A 23,092-nucleotide genomic window follows, 5' to 3' on the forward strand; every position below is an offset into this window, starting at 1 on the left:
GTTAATTTATACTTGTGCTATCTGTGGATCTGTATATCCCAAATGGTTTGTTTCAACTCGTCCGGCGTAGGCCCAAAGAAAATCTGGATAGCCGTTTAAGGTTATTTCAAGGTCATACCAATGTTGACTGGCTTGTAAATCGACGAGTTCTACGTGTCGCTTTCCAGCAGCCACATGTATCTCTCTTATTTCTTGCCCATAGCCTTTGTCCCGTATATATAGCTGTATTGTTTCGTGTGACGTGTTTTCGAGCAATAACTGAATCTTTCCTGTGAAGTTTTTGTCCTGTCGTTCATATCTCAAAGATGGCCATACGGGAACGGACTTATGTTTGTTTTTAAAACGTCGGAAAAAACCATTAGGACCATGTACGTGTAGATCAATTCCTTGGCTTGGGGTATAGGTAAACCTATCGGAGAGGGTGTCACCAGCCTTGACGGCATATTGGCGTATGGTTCCATCCACATATACTGTAAAAGGCGCGCCGGAACTTCTGTCACCAAAAATAGCGTTGTCGACATGCAAGCCCAGGTCAAATGCTTCTCCTGCTATTTTTCCCTCGACGTATAATTCATAAGGTAAAGGGCATGAAGGACGTATTCCGTTCTCTTGTTTGGGCATGAGCGCGACATGATGTGGATGCGCTTTACCTGTTGTTAAATCCGATGCTGTAAGCTGTCCAAAGGTCGGTAGTGCCTTATGTTGTGTTTGGTGGATGTTTTCTAAATAGGAATCGCGGTTTAGGAATGGAAGTTTATCGTTTGCTTTCTCTTGATTGACGCTGCTAAATATAGATGTCAGATCACCACAAATCGTCCGCCGCCAATCGCTGATTTGGTTTGATGCGATAGCACGGTTAAATTTATGGCTCAGGAATTTTTCCAGAAACTGTAAAGTGGACGTATGGTCGAATACCTGTGAACAAACTTTACCTCCTTTGCTCCATGGCGATGCGACTATCAGGGGAACCCGATAGCCTAACCCGATTGGACCTGTGCGGGCTGTTTTTTTACTCCTGCCTTCTGCGAGTTCTTGTTCTGCTGTGATATACTCTATAGCCGGATCTATCCCTGCAGAGCATTTTCCGCTATTGGCCACATAAGGGTTTGGGGGTGTAAAGGGAGGGATATGATCAAAGTAGCCATCATTCTCATCGTATGTCAAAATGAAGATGGTTTTTTGCCAAACCTTGGGGTTTTGGGTGAGGATATCGATAATTTCCGAGATATACCAGGATCCATACCAAGGTGAACTGGGATGGTCCGAATAACGCTGTGCTGGTATTAACCAGGATACCGTAGGTAATTCTCCCCGTTGCACATCTTGCCGAAATTGGTGAAGTATATCGCCTTTTGGAATATCCATTTCCTGTTTTTTGCCTTTATGATCCGTATATTGGAGTTTGTCGAGACGACGATAATCTGGATCATTTTTATTGGTGATAAAAGCCTTTTGATAAAGGTTTTTCTCTCGTTGAGGAAGTTTGTCGAAGTTGGATTGAGACCAGGTTTTTAGCTCTTGTTCGGCATTTTTTAAGACCTTTTTTTTCTGGTCTAGGGCATGCTGCACTTTACTATATTGTTTATCTTCGCGCGGTATTTTTTGTAGCTTTTTTTCAAGATCGGCAATTTCCTTTGGCAATTTATTAGCTTGTATGCTTAGATTTTTGACATAGCGATCGGAAAACTGAACATTGTATTTCTGAAATCGTTCGAGTGGATTACAGCTAAAACTAGCAAGCCAAGAGCGTTCTTCTCCACTAAAACCGCCGCCGCAGCTCACGTCGTTTTGATAAATTTTCCATGGGATTCCGGCATCTTCAAGTAGTTCGGGGAACGTTGGCCATTTTCCCGCGCCAAAAGGTAATTCGTTCCGCATTTCGGCTTTGGCATTTTTGTGCTGTTCTGTTCTTACCGTGCCGGTCCAAAAGAAAAACCGATTGGGCCAGGTACTGGTCATTGCTGAACAAAAATGTTGATCACAAATCGTAAATGCATCGGCCAGCGCATAGTTGAATGGAATATCCTGCCTATTGTAATACCCCATTGTCAGCGGCATATTGGAATAATCTTTTCCCACTCGTTTGGCTTCGATCCAACCGTCGTAATGGCCTGCATTAAAGGCATCTACTTGGCTATGTCTGGAATGAGGTACCGCACCCATCCACGTCGATTTGGAATCCATTAGATTTAGCCGAAATGGAGCATAGGTATTGCCTTGTTTATCGGGTTGGAACCAAACCGGATTTCCATTGGGAAGTCGTATATACCTAGGGTCGTTAAAACCCCTTACGCCTTGTAGTGCACCAAATCCATGATCAAAGGATCGATTTTCTTGCATCAAGATAACGACATGTTCCGCATCCATAAATGTACTTCCAGGTATCGGTTCAATGGCTAGGGCCCGCTGTATTGCAGCTGGAATAGTGTGTTCGATTCCCGCCATTCCTGTAAGCAATAATGCCTTTTTTAGAAAATCTCTTCGTTGATTGTTCATCGTATTTCGGTTTAATTTCTTGTTTGCCCTGTATTATATATTATACCAGCCCGTTTTGCTAATATCAGAAAGTATTTCGTTTTTTTTCGTTTTATAACGGTTTTTTTACGTTATAAGGTTTTGTGCAGCAGAGAACATAAAAAAATAGAGGCGTTAAAACCAACGCCTCTATTTTTATGATTACAATGTGCTATTTTATTTTTCCCACCAGACTCTAGATAATGGAGAATCTCCATGCTCTAGTTTATCGGATGCGATTCGGTAATTTTCCGGATTGGTTATCGATAACCTGTCGTGGTACATAAACCGTTTTGGCATTTCGCCACCGTGGAGCATATACTCTGTTTTTGGAAGAACAGGGTATCCTGTTCTACGGTGCTCAAACCACTGTTGGTAATCACACATGTACAATGCAAGATATTTTTGATTCATGATCCGCTCCAACGTTCCGTTAAAAGATGTTAACGGATTTTCAAAGTAAGCTTCACCAGGAGACGGTATGCCAATCCATTGGGTAATGCCTGCTATGGTTCCTTTTTTATAGGCTTCTTCGGCGTTATTCAAATCTCCGAAGTGAAGATATACTTCACTTTTGATAAATTCGACTTCGGCATAAGGCATGATAATTTCATGGACAACCGTTCCGAGTGATTCCGGTATCATCAGATCCGGGTTGGGGATGCTGGGGGTGAATGGAAAAGTGGCTGCCGGGGCGTGGGCTGCCGGAATGCCTTTATACCCAAGATCTTCTTTTTCAGGGACAGAAAGCGCCCTACTCATAAAGAAAGGTCGTCTCGGGTCTTCGTAATCATTCAGCATGTTTACAAAAAACTCAGCTTTTGTAATCGTAAGCGTATAATCCTGTCGTCTGTTCCAAGCATAATTAAAAGGACTCAGACCACTAATCTTTAGTATGGCGGCGTCAGCATTGCTTTCGAAAACAGGGTATTTGTCTGGAGCTTCGATAATTTCCTTTAATCGATCGTAGCTGTTCATTTCTGTTCTTTTACTTGTGCGTAAAAGTAAGCGCATCAATAAGGAGTTATTGAACTTTCTCCATTTTTCTTTTGTAGTAATATTCTCATTGTTGTCTCCGCTGTTACCAAACAATATGTCGTTATTCGACATTTCACTCTCGGTAGTGGCGTAAATATCGTTAGCCTCTTCCAAGCCATCAATGAGTGCTCGGTATATCGTTTCTTGTTCATCAAATATTGGGGTAGAGATTCCATCATCCAATTGGATGGCTTCGCTGAAAGGAACATCCCCAAAAGCATCCGTGAGCATGCCTATACTGTAAGCTTGAAGTGTTTTGGCAACGGCGAGGTATACCGGTTGGTCGGTATTAATGGCAGCCTCTTCCATTTCTCTGATGCTGCGGAGCCAAGTGTATCCCTTGTTCCATGTGCCGTTTCCCGCTGTCGGTGTAATATCGTAGCGGTGGACTCCTGTTGCGGTTGCCGGGTAGGGGAAGCCAACCTGCATAAGCTGCCAGGTGAAGTCGTAGTTCCGGTTACTGCTGAACGTACCCATATCGTAAAGTAATGGGTTCATTAAGGCGTTTGGCACAACGACATCTATATTGTTGGGGTCTACATTCATGTCTTCAAAGTGGCTACAAGAGGACATCATAAATACGGTACTTAGGGTTGCCGGAAGAATATAGGTGTTAAAAATACTTTTCATGATCTTTTTGTTAAATGCTATGCCTTTATATGTTATAGCGTTAAATTCAGATTAAAACCAAATGTACGGGGTGTCGGAAGCTGTCCCATTTCCACTCCGGGCATAATAGTGGCCCCGTTAAGCGCAGCAGTCTCCGGATCAAATATAGGGAACTTCGATATCAGCAAAAGATCCCGACCGTAAAGCGCAACAGATAACCCTGACAAACGCATGCGCTCGGTAACTTCGCGCGGAAAAGTATACTGGAGACGAACCTCACGTAGCTTTAGATACGAAGCGTCCAAGCTATTGGTTTCTATATTGGCTCTACGGTAATAGTCTCCATAATAGGACTGTACCGGAACCTGAGTGGTATTGGGCGAGTAGCTGCCATCCGCATTTTGGATAACACCATCGCCTATTATATATCCTTCATCACGACCTGGTAACGTATGTTTTAGCTTTCCCTGTTCTGTCATTTTATGGTGTGTCTGCGAGTATACGATACCGCCATATTGCCCGTCAACTAAAACGCTAAGCATGTAGTTTTTGTAACGAAACTCGTTATGAAAGCCACCGCGCCATGCTGGATAGGCGTTCCCGATATATTTCATCGGAGATCTAACAGAATGCCCAGATGAGGCATCAAAAATAACTTGACCATCTTCATTTCTGACCAAACCAGCACCCCAAATGTCGCCGGTTGTACCTCCTTCGACCGCGACTATAGATGCGGTTCCGCTCGTCATAATAATCTGTTGCTGGCCTTCGATTTCATCACTTAGTTCTAATATCTTGTTGTTGTTCTTTGCCCAAGTAATAGTCGGTGTCCAGCTGAAATCACCGCGCACGGGATGACCAGTTAGCATAATTTCAACTCCGTCATTCCGGATCTTTCCGCCGTTTATAAAAGCGTAGCTATAGCCAGTAGTGATATCTACAGGCACGCGTAATACTTGATTGTTTGTCGTGTTATAATAATAATTCACGTCTGCCGTCAAGCGGTTGTTGAACAGAGAAAAGTTGATTCCCGATTCAAAAGAGTTGGAAGTTTCTGGTTTTAGCTCGGCGTTATTTCTCGTACTCGGAGGCGTAACCGATCCGGGGAATACACTTTGCGTATATACTTTGTAAAGTTGATATGGATCGGTGTCATTTCCTACTTGCGCATAAGACAGTCGGAGTTTTGCGAAAGACACCGCTTTGGGCAACGTGAAAATATCGGACAAAATAAAGCTTGAACTAATAGAGGGATAAAAATAGGAATTGTTGCCTTTGGGAAGGGTAGACGTCCAGTCGTTTCTGGCGGTAAGGTCAACAAATATCTTGTCGTCGAAAGAGAAGTTGGCTAATCCATATAGACCGTTCACTTGCTTTTCCAGTTTGTTGTGTTGCACATATAAATTGTTTAATGCATTGGAGAGCTTGAATATGTTCGGCAACATTAATCCGTCTGCCGTAACACTTTTCGAGCGGCCTTCTTCTTTCCTTATATTTCCTCCGGCACCAAGTGTCATCTTAATCCTGTCGCTCAGTTGCTCGTTGTAATTGACTAAGAAGTCGGTATTATGTTCCATCCACATCGCATCTTGTTCTTTATACATACCTTGTGGATATTGCGCCGTACTCCACGGGCGTTTATTATCCCGGAAGTCCTGTCGGTAGTTCAGCCCTGAGCGGATCATGGCATCCCATTTGTCATTGAATTGATAATTCAATTGCACGTTCCCCTCAATATTATGGTTTTTTAAACCGTTGGTCATCTCATTGGCAATAATGAAAGGGTTATCGATAAAAGAACTAAACGGATGTATCTGCTGGATATATTCCTGTCCGGCCTGCCATCTTGGGCGGTAAACATCGAGATCGATATTTGGGTTTTGGAAGATCATAAAATAGGAAATCGACTGGTTATTATACCCTGTTGCCGGTAGGTTGTCACTGGTTTTATTCGTGTACGATATTCTGGAAGAGACGGAGAGTTTATCGGTTACTTCAAACCGGTTGTTGGCAGATACAACGATACGTTCAAAACCTGTATTCGGCATAATCCACTCATTTTTTGTGTGTCCTAAAGAGAATCTTCCGGTATATTTATCTGTCCCGGCCTCTATAGCGAGACTGTTCATGAAAGTAGAACCCGTTCGCCAAAAATCCTTGACGTTGTTTTTGTATGGAACCCACGGAAGTCGGGTAGCCGACTGTTCGCCGGTTGCCGGATCGTATTGAAAATAGGATTGCCCGGCAAACTTTGGACCGAACGCACTTGATGTCGCACCGTTGTGGGTTCCGTCCTCTGAGTCCTGGTATGAATAATACAGCTCGCCGTCCGCATTTCGCTGATTGGCACCCTGTCCATATTCATGCTGGAAATCTGGCCAACGTAAAACGTCGTTAATGCTGCTGTTTGAGTTGAAACTGATGCCCAGTCCCTTTTTTGTTGTTCCGGATTTAGTCGTTACAATCAATGCTCCATTGGCGGCACGGCTTCCGTATAATGCAGTTGCAGCGGCTCCTTTTAGTACCGAGATGGATTCGATATCATCGGGGTTTAAGTCGCTTAGGCCATTGCCGAAATCAATGGGAACGTCGGCACCGCCTACACCATACGCGTCGTTTACGCCCGAACTCAATTTTCCGTTAACCATGGGGATACCGTCGATGACGATCATCGCCTCGTTATTCCCCGATAGCGAACGGTCGCCTCTCAAGTTAATGCGCGTAGAATTTATCGGACCTGAACTTGCCTGGGTCAGGTTCAAACCTGCTACTTTTCCTTTCAATCCGTCGCTCCAATTGTTACTGACAGCATTCGTCAATTCATCTCCTTTGACCGTCGATATGGCATATCCTAAGCCTTTGGCTTCTCTTTCAATTCCGAGTGCTGTTACGACAACTTCTTCTACTTCTCGCGAACTGGTGGCTAACTGTATCGTACGTGTCCCTCCATTATTAATCTGTTCGGTGTGCGCATTATACCCAATTAATGCGAAAGTAACATTCGCCCCCCGGCTTACTTGAATAGAAAAAGCACCCGATTCGTTGGTTGCGCCTAATGATTTTCCTTGGCTGGAAATAGTTACCCCCGATAAGGGCAAGTTAGTTTCTTGGTCGCGAACCGTTCCCTGAACTGTCATTTGTTCCTGGTTTTGTTGGCTGATGTGCGTTCGTTCAGTATTATTTGCTTCCGCTGATACAAACGGAGCGAATAATAGGAACGCAGATAGCTGTAGCATACAACCTCTCTTGGAAATTATATGAAAGCGTTTTCCTCTTTCGTAGCGTAAAGTCCTCATCATATTGTTGTTTTAATAATTTATCTTGATCAGCGTATTAAATATTTTTGTTTACCGCGTTTATTATCGTTGTTTATTGTATATCAATATTTAGCTAGAAAAATAGGTAGCTCCTCGTACAATATTAAAAACAAAAAGTTGTTTACACAAACAAAACGTAAATAAATAACAGAAAATCGCATCAAAACGAAAGTTTTTGATGGTATTGCGAAACAATAAAGTAACATAGTTTGCCAAAGTGTGTTATAACGCTGTTGCAATACTAGGAATGACGTGTTAGGGTAATGTTAAGGAAAGGTTATTAAAATATAAAAAGTCGAGCCACTCCTTTAGGAGTGGCTCGACTAGGGAAAAACGACTTGAAATATGGTTTTTTTTACGAACCCCGCTTCATCTGCTCGTCGAGCAACTGACGTTTTAGCTGCTGCTCTTTTTCCAGTGATTTCTTGCGTAATGCTTGCAGTTCTTCCTGCAATTGCTCTGAAGTTTTCTTATGCTCGTTTGTGTCCACTTTTGCTTTTCTGAAGGAAGCTAATGTTACTAAGAATGCCAAAACGAAGACGATAATAATGCTCCACACCATGGTGTGATAGGATCCTTTTGAAAAATCAATACCGAGAAAAGAAATGCTATTCGTTTTATGTTGTTCAGCTTGCAATGCGGCATCCAATGTGGTGACGGAATCTTGGAGGGCACTGATGGTACCTGTCGATGACGAAGAATTTGCCTTGAGTGAGGCAATCTCTTTTTGGTAGCGGGAGATAGAATCCAATACATTTGCCCTTACAATGTCCAGGTTTGTTCTCCGAATGAGTTTAAAATCAACATTCTGCGACCGGGACATATTGCTGAGATTGTTGAATTGTTCATTCAACGTTCCCTCTTGGATAGCAAATGGCAACATCCGTTTATTTTGTCCGAAAAGAGTGGTTGAAGATACGATAAAAGCGAAAAACAAGAGTTTTTTAAACATAATTTTTGAAATAACTAAAAATATATTGCTTCCTTTAATGGAAAGCTAAAGTTGGAAAATAAATAAGGGATTTGCAAAAAAAATAAACAATTATACTTCAGGAAAAGATTAATATTAACGTATTTACTGTAGTATGTTCGCTTCTTTTATCTGTAACGTTCATGTTGTGATAGGTTTAGATGATAACATTGTGTAATAATAAGATAATTATACAGAGGAAAAATAGCGATTTTAATTGTTGTTTTGAATAACCAATATAAACGTGCGTTAGCGTTTAGGGTTTTAAGGGAAAAGAAGAAGATGAAAGTTTTTTTTACGTATATTTTAGTGTTTTGCTTATATGGATTGGCAGGTCTGGCGGATTTAATTGCTGGGCCTGTCCGTATCCTCTATGCGGAAGATGCTGTGGCGAATGAACAACGTCTACAGTATGCGGTCGATAAAATGGTAGCAGCGACAGGACAGCCATCATCGGTGTTCCGTTTTGCAAAAACGCCATTGAAAAAAGATGATCTTGTACTGGGTGTACTAGGGACAACAGAACGTTGGGAAAAGTTTGTGCCTGCAACGCTGTTAGAAAGCCTAAAAAGCCAAGAATCATTCCTTATATATAGAAAAGATAATAAATCACCGTTGATTATTGTTGGAAAAGACGAAACGGGGCTGCTATATGGATGTGAAGAAGCATCAAAGAAAGCGTTTTACGATAATAATCCGGTTTCCTATACCGATGCGCCGGAGATGGTGCTTCGTGGTACGGCTATCGGTTTGCAGAAAACGGAATATCTACCAGGCCGTGATGTATACGAATATCCTTATACCGAAGACTTGTTTCCATGGTTCTATGATAAAGAACTTTGGATACAATATTTAGATATGATGCTCGAAAACCGATACAATAGTTTGTATCTATGGAACGGACATCCCTTTTCCTCTCTGGTGAAACTAAAGGATTATCCTTACGCCTTGGAGGTTGATGATGCAACGTTTGCAAAGAATGAAGAAATCTACCGTTTCTTAACCGAAGAAGCAAATAAACGTGGGATTTGGGTTATTCAAATGTTTTACAATATTCTATTGCCCAAGCCTTTTGCGGATAAGCATGGTCTGAAAACCCAAGAAAGAAACCGGATCATCACACCACTGATCGAGGATTATACCCGTAAATCCATTGCCGCATTTGTGGAGAAATATCCCAATGTGGGCTTGTTGGTCACACTGGGAGAAGCGATGGAAGGTGTAGGGCAGGACGACATTGACTGGTTTACAAAAACGATAATTCCGGGTGTAAAAGATGGTCTGCGTGCTATAAACAGTGCTTTAGAACCGCCTATTATCTTAAGAGCGCATGATACAGACGCACCCGCGGTGATGGAAGCTGCATTGCCGATCTATAAGAACTTATATACGGCGGCTAAATTTAACGGAGAGGCACTGACCACGTACGAAACGCGTGGGAAATGGGCTGAATTACATCAGACCCTAGGAAGTATCGGTACCGTGCATATACAGAACGTACATATTCTGGCGAATCTCGAGCCGTTTCGTTATGCCGCACCCGATTTTATACAGAAATCGGTGAAATCGATGCATGATATCCATTTTTCTAATGGTCTTCATCTATATCCGCAGGCTTCCTATTGGGATTGGCCTTACACAGCAGACAAGACGGAGAGACGCTTGCTGCAAGTGGAACGCGATTGGATGTGGTACAAAGCTTGGGCACGCTACGCATGGAAAGCTAACCGTTCGGAAAGCGAAGAAAAAGCTTACTGGGCGTCTACGTTGAGTGGATATTATGGTCTCTCCGAGGCGGAAGCCGCAAATTTGCTAATAGCATTAGACGAAGTCGGCGAAATATCGCCTAAAATACTTCGGCGTTTCGGTATTACCGACGGTAATCGGCAGACGTCCTCCTTAGGGATGCTGATGACACAATTGATCAATCCGTATCGCTACGGTCTCTTTACCTTACTTTACGAATCAGAAGCACCCGAAGGCGAAATGATTATCGACTATGCCGAAAAGCAATTTAAAGGCGAGCAGCACATCGGCGAAACACCTATGCGTGTTGCTGACGAGATTGTTGCACATGCCGCCAAAGCGGTACAGGCCATACAAGGCATACAGCAGGCCGCCAATAAAAATAAAGAGGAGTTTCAGCGTTTGTTAAATGATGTTTACATCCATCAAGCAATGGCCGAACATTACAGCTTCAAAGTAAAAGCGGCGATTCAATTATTGGAATACAAGTATACGGAGAATGTGGAGTCACTTCGGAAAGCGTTGCCCGACTTCGAAAGAAGTGTCGATGCCTATAAAAAGTTGACGGATTTGACGGCGGATACCTATTTGTATGCGAATAGCATGCAAACCAAGCAACGGAAAATTCCGATGCGGGGTGTAGATGCTACCTTTAAACACTGGACAGAAATGTTGCCTGTCTTTGAAACCGAACTGAAAAATTTTCAACAGGCGATCGATTCGATAGCATTAGCAGCAGGTAAACCCAAAAAAGAACGTAAATTACTTCGGGAGAAGGAAGTTCATGTAAAAGCAGATGTGCAATATGCCGAATTAAAGAAAGGTGCCAAATTGCATTTGGATCAAGAACTAGTGGTAACACACTTGGCAAACGAGCTGGAAGGGATGAAAGCTGTGATGATTAATTCGGAAGAGCAGAAGCTGCATGGTACCATATTGCCGTTTGAAAGTGATCAAAATGTGAAAGTTTTGGTGGGATATTTTAATAATACAGACAAAGTATTTGCTCCTAAACCTGTATTGGAGATAGATGCGTCTGCGAATGATTATGGGCAGGCGGAAGCGAAAGTGCGAAACGCCTTGCGCATACAATATATGCCCATGTTGGATATCCATACCTATTCCTTTCCTAAAGGGAAGAATGAACTGAAAATACCAAAAGGAGAGGCATTGATTCTGGGTTTTATAGCAGATGACGAGCTTCAGCACGCTTATAACGCCGATGTAGACAACCAGGGTGACGATATGGACGACCTTTTTGGTTATTATGAGGAAACTAAACTGTAATTAAATAGCGATGAAAAGAAATATACTTGCAGGTATGCTGCTGTTCCTCTTGCCGGGCGCGCTCGCGGCTCAGGAAGATTTGAATTTGAAGCTCGATACCTATGTCCATAAATTTAATAGCCAGGATAACGAAGCGGTTATCAATAAGATTGATAACAAAAGCTCTGCGGCATGGATGAAAGAAAACATTCCATTATTTGCTTGTCCAGACAGTGCTATCGAAGAGACATATTATTTCCGGTGGTGGTCTTTTAGAAAGCACATCAAGGAAACCCCAGACGGAACGATAGTAACGGAGTTCATCGAACCGGTATCCCACGCTGGAAAATACAATTCCATCAGTTGTGCACTAGGACATCATATATACGAGGGCAGATGGCTGCGGAACAGCGATTTTCTGAAAGAGTATGCTGACTTTTTTATCTACCATGCGGATGAAGGAGAGAAAAGACCGCGGTTCCACCAATTTAGTTCTTGGGTGCCCGATGCGCTATTGGCGTATTATATGGTAGATAATGACAGGGAATATTTGACGAGCCGGTTGAACGATTTAGATAAAGACTATCGTAAATGGGAAGAGGAGCGACAGTTGGATAACGGACTGTTTTGGCAGCATGATGTGAAAGATGGTATGGAAGAATCCGTGTCCGGCGGGCGTCATGTAGAAAACATGCGACCTACCATTAACAGTTATATGTATGCCAATGCGCGCGCCTTGTCCACTATTGCCCAAATGGCAGGCAATGATAGCCTGGCACGAAACTACGATGTAAAAGCCGAGCGCATGCAGACACTTTTGTTGGATTCCCTGTGGGATGAGAAAGATAGCTTTTTTAAGACCCGGTTAGCATCAGGCGAGCTACATGCGGCGAGGGAGGCAATAGGCTTTATTCCTTGGGGTTTTCATGCGGTACCCGATCAACGCTCGTACGCAGAAGCTTGGACGCAAGTGATCGATACGGCCGGATTCAAGGCGCCTTGGGGATTGACAACCGCAGAACGCAGGGAACCTACTTTCCGGACACGTGGAACCGGCCATAGTTGTGAATGGGATGGTGCGATATGGCCATTCGCCAGTAGTCAGACCCTACGGGGTATGGCGAACTTTCTCGCCGATTACAAACATCAAAATGCCATCACGAAGGCTGATTTTTATGAAGCAGTACAGCAGTACGCTGCATCGCATGTGATGGATGGCAAAGCATACATCGGCGAATATCAAGATGAAGTTACCGGATTTTGGCTGAAAGGAGACAACCCGCGTAGTAAATTCTATAACCATTCCACGTTTGCTGATGTTATTATTCAAGATCTCGTTGGCTTTAAGCCACAACTTGACAACAGTTTTGAATTAAAACCTCTTATCCCACAAGAACAATGGGCTTTTTTTACCTTGCAGGGCGTGCCTTATAAAAATAAAACCGTCGATATCTATTGGGATGTCGATGGAACGAAATATGGCAAAGGGAAAGGTCTGACCGTATTTGCAGACGGCCAGCGTGTCGCACAATCTAAAAAATTAAAATCGATAAAAGTTAAGTTGAAATGATAAAGAAAGGAATTATTGTATTATGGCTGTTTGTAGCGGCAATGGGAATATCGGCACAAGCGCAACAGTTTTATAACGTATTGGATTACGGCGGGAGTAACGACAGTACAGGATTGAATACGGATGCGATTGGCAAAGCCATTGATGCCGCCGCAAGTAGGGGGGGCGGGACCGTTTACTTCCCTGCGGGAAAGTATATTACTGGACCGATACATTTTAAAAGCAACATCACCCTTTTTATCGACGCCGGTGCGGAGTTGCATTTCAGTGACGACTTTGATCATTATTTACCCATGGTGGAATCGCGCTGGGAAGGTACGGAAGTAACCAACTTCTCTCCGTTGATTTATGGAACAGATCTTGAAAACATTGCTATTGTCGGTCGTGGACTGATTGATGGACATGGAAAAAAATGGTGGGGATATTCGGAGGTGACCATCCGCGAGCAAAAAGAAGGCGAACAAACAAAATGGCAAAAGGAATTCAAACGGTTGAACAAAGACGTGCTAGCTCCCGATCTACCGGGTTGGGTTGAGCGCGGTTTCTTGCGCCCGCCTTTCATCCAGTTTCTGCGGTGCAAAAACGTGCAAATTAAGGATATAAAAATACAAAACTCTCCTTTCTGGACCGTGAATCCACAGTATTGTGATAACATAACCATAGATGGGGTTACCTTAGAAAACCCGCCTTCGCCAAATACGGACGGTATTAATCCGGAATCCTGTCGCAATGTGCATATTGCCAACTGTCATATTTCGGTAGGAGACGATTGTATTACCATCAAATCTGGGAAAGATCGTTCCGGCCGTAAGGTCAATGTTCCTGCAGAGAACTATACCATTACGAATTGTACGATGTTAAGTGGACACGGTGGTGTCGTAATTGGAAGTGAAATGTCAGGCGGGGTGAAGAATATCGTCATTTCCAATTGTATCTTCGACGGAACTGACCGGGGCATCCGCTTAAAAACAGCTCGAGGCCGTGGTGGTGTTGTCGAAAATATTCGTGTAAGCAATATCGTGATGCGTAATATTCGCGATCAAGCGATTGTAATGGATACACAATATGCGAAAACAGATCCAGAACCAGTTAGTGAACGCACGCCTCAATTCAAGAATATTCACATCAGCAATATGAGTGGAACCACCAACCGGGTGAGCCGAATACGGGGACTCGACGAGATGCCTATAGAAAATATTAGCTTTAACAACATCAGTATGCAGGCGAAGTCCGGCTTTGAAATAGAAAATGCGAAGAAGATATTGTTTAACAATGTGCAGGTGGATGTGGAAAATGAACCATTCATTCAGGCAAAGAATGTTGAGGTGTTGAATCTAACTGGGATCCAAAACAATACGCCAAAGAAAGACCGTCCGATGTTAGTGTTTGAGGGTGTATCCGATGCCAATATCCAGCAGAATTTTCCTAGTGCCGGTACAAATACCTTTTTGGAACTTATAGGAGATGATAATAAAGACATCTTTATACACAGCAATAATCTTAAAAATGTGCAACAGACTGTAACAGGTAATACGGCATCCGCTGTCGTAACCAACAACGTTGACGTACAAAAGAAATAGTACTATGCGCTTAACGTTTTTCTTTCTTTCTCTTTATATAACAGGTGCCGTAGCGGTGCAGGGGCAGAACAGACTTTGGTATGATGAGCCTGCTCGCGAATGGGAAGAAGCCTTACCTATTGGGAACGGCAAAATGGGCGCCATGATTTTCGGTGGTGATACGGTGGAAGAGGTGCAATTTAATGAAGAAACACTTTGGACAGGTGAGCCGCGGAATTATAATAAGAAAGGGGCGTACCGGTATCTGGATACCATCCGGCTCCTGTTAGAACAAGGAAAGCAAGGCGAAGCGGAAGAACTCGCGATGAACGAGTTTATGGGTATGAAGAGCGAGACCGAAGACAACGGCCCTTGGTTGGAACGTGTAGCTGCGGAGCGAAAGAAAAAGGATGGCGCATATACATACGATTTTGATGATGCCAGTTGGTCTAAAATTCCGGTGCCCTCGTACGAAGGCTGGGAAGAAGTGGGTTTGGAAGGAGTGGACGGAGCTGCTTGGTTTCGGACCACTTTCGAGCTCACGAGCGAAGACCTAAAAAGTGATTGGGAACTCGATCTAAACCGGGTTCGGCAGTATGATTATACCTATGTCAATGGTCACTTGGTCGGTCATGAACAGGGAGACGGGACAAAGCGTTTGTACACCGTTCCAAAAGAAACCCTTCGGGAAGGAACAAATGTAATCGCTGTGCAGGTGATTAACCTAGCAGGAAAAGGCGGGATTTCCGGATACAAAGATACAAGCATCCCGATTGGCCTTAAGAATCCCGCAGGGAAGTTTATCTCCATTGTGGGCGAATGGAAGTACTGGATGCAAGATTCGGACGCGCCCAAAGTAGGGGCATTCCAAGCGTCCTATCAGCCATTTGGAAGTTTGAAGTTCCGATTTCCAGCCGGAGATACCCAAGAATATGAGCGCAGTTTAGATTTAGAGACGGGTTTAGCCGAAGTACAATATAAAAGGGCAGGCGTACAGTTTACGCGGACTTATTTCGCCAGTTATCCCGATAATATGATCGGTATCCGCCTAACGGCCGATAAACCCGGGCAGATTTCTTTTGGTTTGGCGATGGAAACAAAACATGAAAAACATCGTATCTGGAAGGTGGATGAACAAACACTGGCCATGACCATTCATGTCAAAGGAGGTGCGTTGGAAGGGACATCGTTTCTAACCGTCAAGTTGGACGGTGGGACGATTGAAGAAAAAGACGGCCAAATGCACGTACAAGGGGCCAACACGGCCGATGTATATCTGACGGGTGCGACCAATTACCGAGACTATAAAACACTTGCTCCGGAGTATATCGCCCCGGCTCAAGCACATCATCACCAGATAAAGCAAAAGACCTTTTCAAAGTTGCTCGAAGCCCATCAGCAAGATTATAGTAAGTTGTTTAGCCGGTTCAGCATAGACTTAGGTGGAGAGGCGCAATGCAGTGTCCCGACCGATGAAAGGCTGAGGCGTTTTGAATCGGCAGCAGATCCTGACTTGATAGCCCTGTATATACAATTTGGACGATATCTACAGATTGCAAGCGCACGCGAGGGCACGCATCCGGCGAATCTCCAAGGCATATGGAACCCTTGGTTAGAACCATCTTGGGGAAGTAAATACACGACCAATATCAATCTCGAGATGAATTACTGGGCGACCGAAATGCTCAACTTACCGGAGTTGCACCATTCGCTGTTTCAGATGATTCGAGAGTTGAGTGAGGCCGGGACCGAAACAGCGCGTGAATATTACGATGCTCGCGGCTGGGTGTTGCACCACAATACGGATGTTTGGCGTGGAACAGCTCCAATCAATAATTCCAATCACGGGATATGGCCGACGGGCGGCGCTTGGTTGGTCACCCATCTTTGGGAGCATTACCTGTTTAATCAAGACCCTAACATTATTGCGGAGTATTATGATGTCATCAAGGGCGCGACGCTTTTCTTTAAAGATGTCTTGGTAAAGGATGAGCAAACAGGCTGGTTGGTCAGTACGCCTTCTAACTCCCCGGAATATGGTGGATTGGTGAAAGGGCCAACCATGGATCATCAAATTATACGAGCGCTGTTTGGCGTCTTTTCGGAATCAGCGAAGCTGCTCGGAAAAGATACGGCACTACGCGACTCGATACAAACGATGTTACCGCAGATTGCACCGAATCAAATCGGTCAATATGGGCAGCTGCAAGAATGGATGGAAGATATCGATGATCCCGAGAATAAGCATCGACATGTGTCACATTTGTGGGGCTTACATCCAGGGAACGAAATTAACACGGACGATGCCCCAGAGTTAGTAGAAGCCGCCAAGCAGTCCTTGTTGATGCGCGGTGATGATGGTACAGGATGGAGTTTAGCCTGGAAAATAAATTTCTGGGCCCGGTTGAAGGATGCACAACATACGTATACCATGATTAAAATGTTGTTGCGTCCGGCAGGTAAAGCCGGAGGGTCCTACCCGAACCTGTTCGATGCGCATCCGCCGTTTCAGATCGATGGGAATTTCGGAGGCGCAGCCGGGATAGGAGAAATGTTGTTGCAAAGCCATACCAGTTTTGTTGATATTCTGCCTGCACTACCCGAAGAGCTTTCTAAAGGGAAGGTTCGCGGTTTTAAAGCACGCGGTAACTTTGAGATTGATCTGACTTGGGAAAATCATCAGTTAACCAAAGTTTCCGTACTATCGCGCGCAGGTAAACCTCTTAAACTTAGATACAACGGACAAGTTGTGGAGATTCCTACCAAAAAGAATAAAACGTACACTTTCGATACAGCACTTAACCTCTTAAAATAAAATAATGCGTAAAATCGTTTCCGGTATTTCTTTTTTCCTTATTTTTTTTACTACTGTTTTTGCACAAGAACCACGTCAGACGTTAGCTCTCGATGAAGGCTGGCAAACGATCATGGATGAGCGTGACTCTTCCCGTTACCAAGGTTTTGAGCAAGCATCTTTTGTAGAAGCAGGAGATTGGAAATCGGTAGATGTTCCACATAACTGGGATCAATACGGCGGATATCGGCGCTTACTTCGCGGAAACCAATTCGGACACGCGTGGTATCGTAAAGAATTTACTGTTGAGCAGAAACCAGAGGGAAAACGTTTTTATGTTTTTTTTGAAGGTGTAGGATCGTATGCTACGGTGTGGCTGAATGGACAGCAAGTAGGGTACCATGCTGGAGGCCGCACAACTTTTACGTTGGATGTAACGGATGCGATTTATGCGGATGGACGCCCCAATCTATTGGCCGTACGTGCCGATCACCCTACATTGATTCGGGATTTACCGTGGGTAGATGGTGGAGGCTCGGCCGAACGAGGGTTTTCCGAAGGCTCGCAGCCGATGGGAATTTTTCGACCAGTCAGCCTCATCGTCAAAAATGAGGTGAACATTGCCCCTTTCGGTGTACATTATTGGAATGATGAAACGGCGGATGAAACCGGCGCGGACATCCAGCAGACGGTAGAGATACAAAACGCCTCAGCTAAAGCTCGCCGACTAACGATCGTGACACATATACGCGATGCAAACGGTAAAAAAGTGCAGAGCAGCAAAGACATGCAGCAGATAGATCCACAGACTACCAACACCTTTAAATTGTCGGCTCTGCATGTTGCCAAGCCAATTTTATGGAGCACTGAGCATCCGTATTTGTATACTATCGAGACCATTGTTCAAGAAGGAAGACGGGTTCTCGACCGGGTGGAAACGCGTTATGGGATACGCTCGATACGATGGCCGAAAGGCTTGAAACCCATAGGGACCAATCAGCTACTTGTAAACGGGAAGCCGGTGTTTATCCACGGGATTGCGGAATATGAGCATAAATTGGGCGGTTCGCACGCCTTTACCGCTGAAGAAATCGCTGCGCGTGTCCGCGATATGAAAGCGCTGGGCTTTAATTCTTTCCGGGATGCACACCAACCGCATAACCTCCGTTATCAGCAGTTTTGGGATCAAAATGGCATCTTGCTTTGGACGCAGATGGCGGCTCATATCTGGTTCGACAACGAAGCGTTTCGGACGAATTTCAAAAACCTCTTGCGCGATTGGGTAAAAGAACGGAGAAATAGTCCCTCTGTTTTCCTTTGGGGTATCGAAAACGAAAGCACGTTACCGGAAGATTTTGCCAGAGAATGTATGGAGATCATCCGTTCACTTGACCCTACAGCCTCTATTCAACGTTTGGTGACCACCTGTAATGGCGGAGACGGTACGGATTGGGATGTGCCGCAAAACTGGACAGGAACTTATGGAGGAGATCACCACACCTACGGAGAAGATTTAAAACGCCAACTCTTGATAGGAGAATATGGTGCATGGCGTACCTTGGAGTTGCACACCGAGCCTCCCTATCTCCCAAATCATCCGGTCTATAGTGAAGCACGTTTCACCGAGATTCTCGAGACGAAATTACGCTTAGCCGACTCTGTAAAAGATGAAGCGATCGGACATTACCAGTGGCTGTGGAACTCCCACGATAATCCGGGGCGAATTCAAGGAGGCGAGGGTCTTCGTGATCTGGATAAAATTGGTCCGGTTAATTATAAAGGGTTGCTGACGCCTTGGGGTGAACCTACGGATGCCTATTATATGTACCGGGCGCATTATAGCGATAAAAAGAACGATCCCATGGTACACATCGCATCCCATACTTGGCCTAACCGCTGGTTGGAACCGGGGGTGAAAGATGCGATTCGTATCTTCTCCAACTGTGAAGAAGTGGAGCTCTTCAATGATCTGGAAAATGTTTCCTTAGGCGTGCAAAAGTACCCGGGATTCGGCAGGCCATTTGAGTTTAATGGCGTCGATGTTCAATATAATGTACTTTACGCAGAAGGAAGGAACGGTGGCAAGACAGTGGTTCGGGATACCATTATCCTGTTCAACATGCCGCAGAGCCCGAATTTTGAAAAGATGCGTGACGTATCATCGACTTTATTGAAAGGAGATGCGGATGCCCATTACCTGTATCGCGTGAACAGTGGCGGGCCGGCCTATACCGATGTATTTGATCAGGATTGGCTTGCAGATCAGCTCTACACAATGGAAGCAGGCTGGGGATCGATATCCTGGGCGGATAACTTTGATGATATCTCCTCGACTTTCGCTAGCCAAAGACGCATCTTCGACCCCATTAAAGGGGTAGCTGATTGGTCTTTGTTCCAAACGTTTCGGTATGGTCTGGATCAACTGGCTTATCGTTTTGACGTACCCGACGGAACGTATCATGTGGAACTTTATTTTGCGGAACCTTGGGTTGGTGGGGCCGGACTGAAAGACGGTACCGCGATGCGTCTTTTTGATGTAGCGATCAATGGTATTGTACAAGAAAAGGATCTCGATATATGGAAAGAAGTAGGACACGACAGTGCGTTAAAACGTGTCTATGAAGTAAAGGTACAAGGTGGACAATTGAAGGTTCATTTTCCGCATGTCGCAGCTGGACAGGCCGTTATTCAGGCGATTGCGATCGCTTCTTCGGGTGAAGCACAGTCCGAAAACGAGAAGAAATTCACCCACTTTAATGTAGAGGTTGAAGCTGGGACAAGTCCGGAAATAGAACGTTGGATGGATATCGGGCAGACCTACGACACGGTGCAGCAGCTGTCTTTTCACAAATTGCCGGGCTACCTTTATGGAGCAGACTATTTCGCAAGAAGCGGGAGTAGAGAAGATTTGTCCCTAGCTTTCCGTCACTCTACGAATTTCTATCTTCTAACAAATGAAGAGCCAGCAGGTTACGAATTTATGGGAGACTCTGTCATGAATAATAAAGGAACCCATTACCAGATATACCGTAAAGTATTAGATGCAGGTGAGATTGTACAGGTGCCCAAAGAGACCGTGGCGGACTTGGTGGTGTTCCAGCAACAGAGCGGCTTGCAGCCCGCGTTCGATTTGAAGGAATCGGTTAGTTACAAGGCAAATGAAGCGTCAAACTACGAGAATATGCGAAAAATAAACTTCCAAAAAAACGATCGCTTGCAGTATACCGACAATGATGGCTGGATGGAGTTTGAAATAAAAGTAGGCGTCGCAGATGTATACGCTTTGATGTTAAAATACCATAACGCGTCCCAGGAAACACGAGAAGCGACTATTGAACTGCTTACGATGGACGATGTCGTATTGAAACCGGCACAAAAAGTACGCTTAGAACCTACACGAGAAGGTAAATGGAATTATATCGATACCGATACGGGAACAATGATTAATGCCGGAACATATCGTGTTCGGGTAACGTCAATTGACGCGAAGGGTATTTATATTGATACGGTTGACATAAAGTAGTTTTTATTATACTTTTTTACGGGGAAAAAGTACGAATCAGTTCCTGTTAAGATACCTCTTCTTATACTCTAATGGAGTCAATCCCATCACCTTTTTGAAATGGCGATAAAAGTTCGATACGTTGTTAAAACCACATTCGAAGCAGATTACCTCCGTTGGCATCTTGTTTTCCACCAATAGCCGGCAGGCATGGCTGATGCGGATTTCGACTAAGAAATCATAATATGTCTTCCGGGTCATCATTTTAAAATATCGGCAAAAAGACGTGATACTGAGATTGGCGATATTGGCGACTTCCTCTAAAGTGATATCGTTTTTGTAGTGTGTATGGGTATAGTTGAAGATATTGTTCAAGCGAATGTTATCAGCCTCGTTGGACTGATGGAATGTTGTTTGGGTTTTGACGATAGCTTCACATTCGTCGCTTTCTGCCAATGTTTTTATGATGTGTAATAGCGATATTACCTTGCCTAGACCTGTTTCGTTCACACAATCGTGCATCAAGTCAGCAACCCTCCGTTTGGTTTCACCTTTAACGATTAACCCGCTTTTAGCCCGTTCAAACAACTTAGGTATCAGATACGATTCTGGTAGTTGGAGTAATGTTTTACCTAAACAGTCGGGGAGAAATTGTAATACGATAGCTTCAATATTATAGTCGGGATTGTTTTGGAAATACTCATCTTTACAACGCCAAGCGTGCGACAACTTTTCGCCTACTAAAATAATTTCGTCCGCCGCAAATTGACTGATATTATCCCCTATAAAACGAATGCCCTCACCACGGATGGTGTAGTGTAGCTCCAGTTCAGCATGATAGTGCCATACATTCCCGAAATTGGGCATGATGTCATGACGAGCAGAAAATGAGCTTTCTAATTCTGCCGGAAGTTTCCGATATAAAGGTTTCATATTATTGACCCAATAATTTATAACGTTAACATATAAATTATGTACGATTATCGTTTCACTTTTCGAATATAGTGTTTTTGTTTCTTTTTTTATGACAATATGCTATAATGAAAAGAGATTGTTACAAGCCGTTTCATTTTATATCCAGTTTGAGCATACTGACAATAACTATTTTTTTTGAATTGATTCACAGGAAAATACGGAAACCTAAATCAGTGTTATTTGCAACTTCAAGATGTTGTATCATGTGAAATTTGATGGCGACGACAAAATTGCTGTTGAAAGATCAAAGCTTACTGATAAAATAGACATGATAATATATTATAGTAATTGGATAAATTAACACATTATTAACAGTGCAATATTATGTTATTTTGATCTTGCGAATAGTTGTACTTTCAGCATTTGCGAAATAAATTAATGTTAATCAATTGTTTTTTAGGTTTTTGTTGATGGGGGACGTGACAATTGAGGACATCTGTTCGATATCTTCTGTTGCTCAATGAAATTTTTCATTTATGTACGTTTTTAACAACTGATTTATCAATAAAATGTTAAAAAATAATATAATCATTTGGATATATGAAAGTTAAGATGAAATGGTTTGCAGGGATACTATTTCTATTTTTCGTCGGAAAAGGATTCGCACAAACGGAAGAAGAAAAATATCTTCAGGTCATTACAGAACGTTCGGATAAGATTGTAGCGACGTTAGGTATCACCGATTCGGCAAAATATGATCAGGTGCGCGACGTATTGGTTACGCAATACGCTACTTTAAATACGCACCATGAGAATCGGGCGGCAGAGATTAAAAACCTCAAAGACAAATTTGGCGGGCAGAAAGAAGTGCTCGAAGAGAAGCGGACACAATACGAGGCTAGAGAAGATGCCAAGCTTCGGAAGATACATACGACTTTCGTGGAAGCGTTAGCTAATTATTTACAGCCTGAACAAATAGAGAAAGTCAAAGACGGGATGACTTATGGCGTACTACCGTTGACATACGGCGCCTACCAGGACATGATACCAACGCTCACGGACGAACAGAAAGCTAAAATTCTTGCCTATCTCACGGAGGCACGTGAACTAGCCATGGATGCCCCAGGATCGAGAGAAAAACACGGTGTCTTTGGGAAATATAAAGGACGTATCAATAACTATCTTTCTGCGGAAGGGTACAACCTAAAAGAAGAAGGCGATAGATGGGAAGAGCGCCGGGCGCAAAAGAAAACAAGCGCTAATACAGTATCAAATTAAGAGAGAAATAACAC

11 protein-coding genes are annotated in these 23,092 nt (G+C 43.7%); 6 read left to right on the forward strand and 5 right to left on the reverse strand.

Going from position 1 to position 23,092, the window contains the following annotated elements; all coding sequences use genetic code 11:
* Nucleotides 1-6: 6 nt before the first annotated feature.
* The 4 genes from FXV77_RS01410 to FXV77_RS01425 all read right to left on the reverse strand — a co-directional run bounded on the left by FXV77_RS01410 (nucleotide 7) and on the right by FXV77_RS01425 (nucleotide 8,430).
* A complete protein-coding gene (locus FXV77_RS01410; protein ID WP_148917434.1) occupies nucleotides 7-2,496 on the reverse strand; it encodes a phosphocholine-specific phospholipase C in 2,490 nt (829 codons plus the stop codon).
* 195 nt (nucleotides 2,497-2,691) lie between these two features.
* A complete protein-coding gene (locus FXV77_RS01415; protein WP_148917435.1) occupies nucleotides 2,692-4,182 on the reverse strand; it encodes a SusD/RagB family nutrient-binding outer membrane lipoprotein in 1,491 nt (496 codons plus the stop codon).
* Between the two features lie 32 nt (nucleotides 4,183-4,214).
* Nucleotides 4,215-7,460, reverse strand: coding sequence for a SusC/RagA family TonB-linked outer membrane protein (locus FXV77_RS01420; protein WP_246162145.1), 3,246 nt, complete (start codon nucleotides 7,458-7,460; stop codon nucleotides 4,215-4,217).
* A 373-nt stretch (nucleotides 7,461-7,833) separates the two neighbouring features.
* Nucleotides 7,834-8,430 carry a hypothetical protein gene (locus FXV77_RS01425; RefSeq protein ID WP_148917436.1) on the reverse strand — a complete coding sequence of 199 codons (597 nt, stop codon included), beginning with the start codon at nucleotides 8,428-8,430 and terminating at the stop codon, nucleotides 7,834-7,836.
* A gap of 300 nt (nucleotides 8,431-8,730) precedes the next feature.
* Between FXV77_RS01425 and FXV77_RS01430 the strand changes: the two genes are divergently transcribed.
* The 5 genes from FXV77_RS01430 to FXV77_RS01450 are packed head-to-tail and all read left to right on the forward strand — an operon-like array spanning nucleotide 8,731 to nucleotide 20,906.
* Entirely contained in the window at nucleotides 8,731-11,481 is a 2,751-nt protein-coding gene (locus tag FXV77_RS01430; protein ID WP_148917437.1) for an alpha-d-galacturonidase, read from the forward strand.
* Nucleotides 11,482-11,491: 10 nt separating this feature from the next.
* Entirely contained in the window at nucleotides 11,492-13,030 is a 1,539-nt protein-coding gene (locus FXV77_RS01435; RefSeq protein ID WP_148917438.1) for an MGH1-like glycoside hydrolase domain-containing protein, read from the forward strand.
* On the forward strand, nucleotides 13,027-14,610 hold the full coding sequence (locus tag FXV77_RS01440; protein ID WP_148917439.1) for a glycoside hydrolase family 28 protein: 1,584 nt from the start codon (nucleotides 13,027-13,029) through the stop codon (nucleotides 14,608-14,610). Before FXV77_RS01435 ends, FXV77_RS01440 begins: the two co-directional genes overlap by 4 nt.
* A 4-nt stretch (nucleotides 14,611-14,614) precedes the next feature.
* Entirely contained in the window at nucleotides 14,615-17,404 is a 2,790-nt protein-coding gene (locus tag FXV77_RS01445; RefSeq protein WP_148917440.1) for a glycoside hydrolase family 95 protein, read from the forward strand.
* 4 nt (nucleotides 17,405-17,408) lie between these two features.
* Nucleotides 17,409-20,906, forward strand: a complete 3,498-nt coding sequence (locus FXV77_RS01450) for a malectin domain-containing carbohydrate-binding protein (RefSeq protein WP_148917441.1) — start codon at nucleotides 17,409-17,411, stop codon at nucleotides 20,904-20,906.
* 36 nt (nucleotides 20,907-20,942) lie between these two features.
* On the opposite strand, the gene FXV77_RS01455 is transcribed toward FXV77_RS01450, so the two are convergent.
* On the reverse strand, nucleotides 20,943-21,818 hold the full coding sequence (locus FXV77_RS01455) for an AraC family transcriptional regulator (RefSeq protein WP_148917442.1): 876 nt from the start codon (nucleotides 21,816-21,818) through the stop codon (nucleotides 20,943-20,945).
* 582 nt (nucleotides 21,819-22,400) lie between these two features.
* On the opposite strand from FXV77_RS01455, the gene FXV77_RS01460 reads away from it, so the two are divergent.
* On the forward strand, nucleotides 22,401-23,078 hold the full coding sequence (locus tag FXV77_RS01460) for a DUF3826 domain-containing protein (protein ID WP_246162147.1): 678 nt from the start codon (nucleotides 22,401-22,403) through the stop codon (nucleotides 23,076-23,078).
* Nucleotides 23,079-23,092: the final 14 nt, after the last annotated feature.

Source organism: Sphingobacterium phlebotomi (assembly GCF_008180195.1).
Classification (GTDB): domain Bacteria; phylum Bacteroidota; class Bacteroidia; order Sphingobacteriales; family Sphingobacteriaceae; genus Sphingobacterium; species Sphingobacterium phlebotomi.

Bases quoted from the DNA above. Each gene is read 5' to 3' on its own strand.
- FXV77_RS01410 (WP_148917434.1), bottom strand. From the start codon at position 2,496: ATGAACAATCAACGAAGAGATTTTCTAAAAAAGGCATTATTGCTTACA.
- FXV77_RS01415 (WP_148917435.1), bottom strand. From the start codon at position 4,182: ATGAAAAGTATTTTTAACACCTATATTCTTCCGGCAACCCTAAGTACC.
- FXV77_RS01420 (WP_246162145.1), bottom strand. From the start codon at position 7,460: ATGATGAGGACTTTACGCTACGAAAGAGGAAAACGCTTTCATATAATT.
- FXV77_RS01425 (WP_148917436.1), bottom strand. From the start codon at position 8,430: ATGTTTAAAAAACTCTTGTTTTTCGCTTTTATCGTATCTTCAACCACT.
- FXV77_RS01430 (WP_148917437.1), top strand. From the start codon at position 8,731: ATGAAAGTTTTTTTTACGTATATTTTAGTGTTTTGCTTATATGGATTG.
- FXV77_RS01435 (WP_148917438.1), top strand. From the start codon at position 11,492: ATGAAAAGAAATATACTTGCAGGTATGCTGCTGTTCCTCTTGCCGGGC.
- FXV77_RS01440 (WP_148917439.1), top strand. From the start codon at position 13,027: ATGATAAAGAAAGGAATTATTGTATTATGGCTGTTTGTAGCGGCAATG.
- FXV77_RS01445 (WP_148917440.1), top strand. From the start codon at position 14,615: ATGCGCTTAACGTTTTTCTTTCTTTCTCTTTATATAACAGGTGCCGTA.
- FXV77_RS01450 (WP_148917441.1), top strand. From the start codon at position 17,409: ATGCGTAAAATCGTTTCCGGTATTTCTTTTTTCCTTATTTTTTTTACT.
- FXV77_RS01455 (WP_148917442.1), bottom strand. From the start codon at position 21,818: ATGAAACCTTTATATCGGAAACTTCCGGCAGAATTAGAAAGCTCATTT.
- FXV77_RS01460 (WP_246162147.1), top strand. From the start codon at position 22,401: ATGAAAGTTAAGATGAAATGGTTTGCAGGGATACTATTTCTATTTTTC.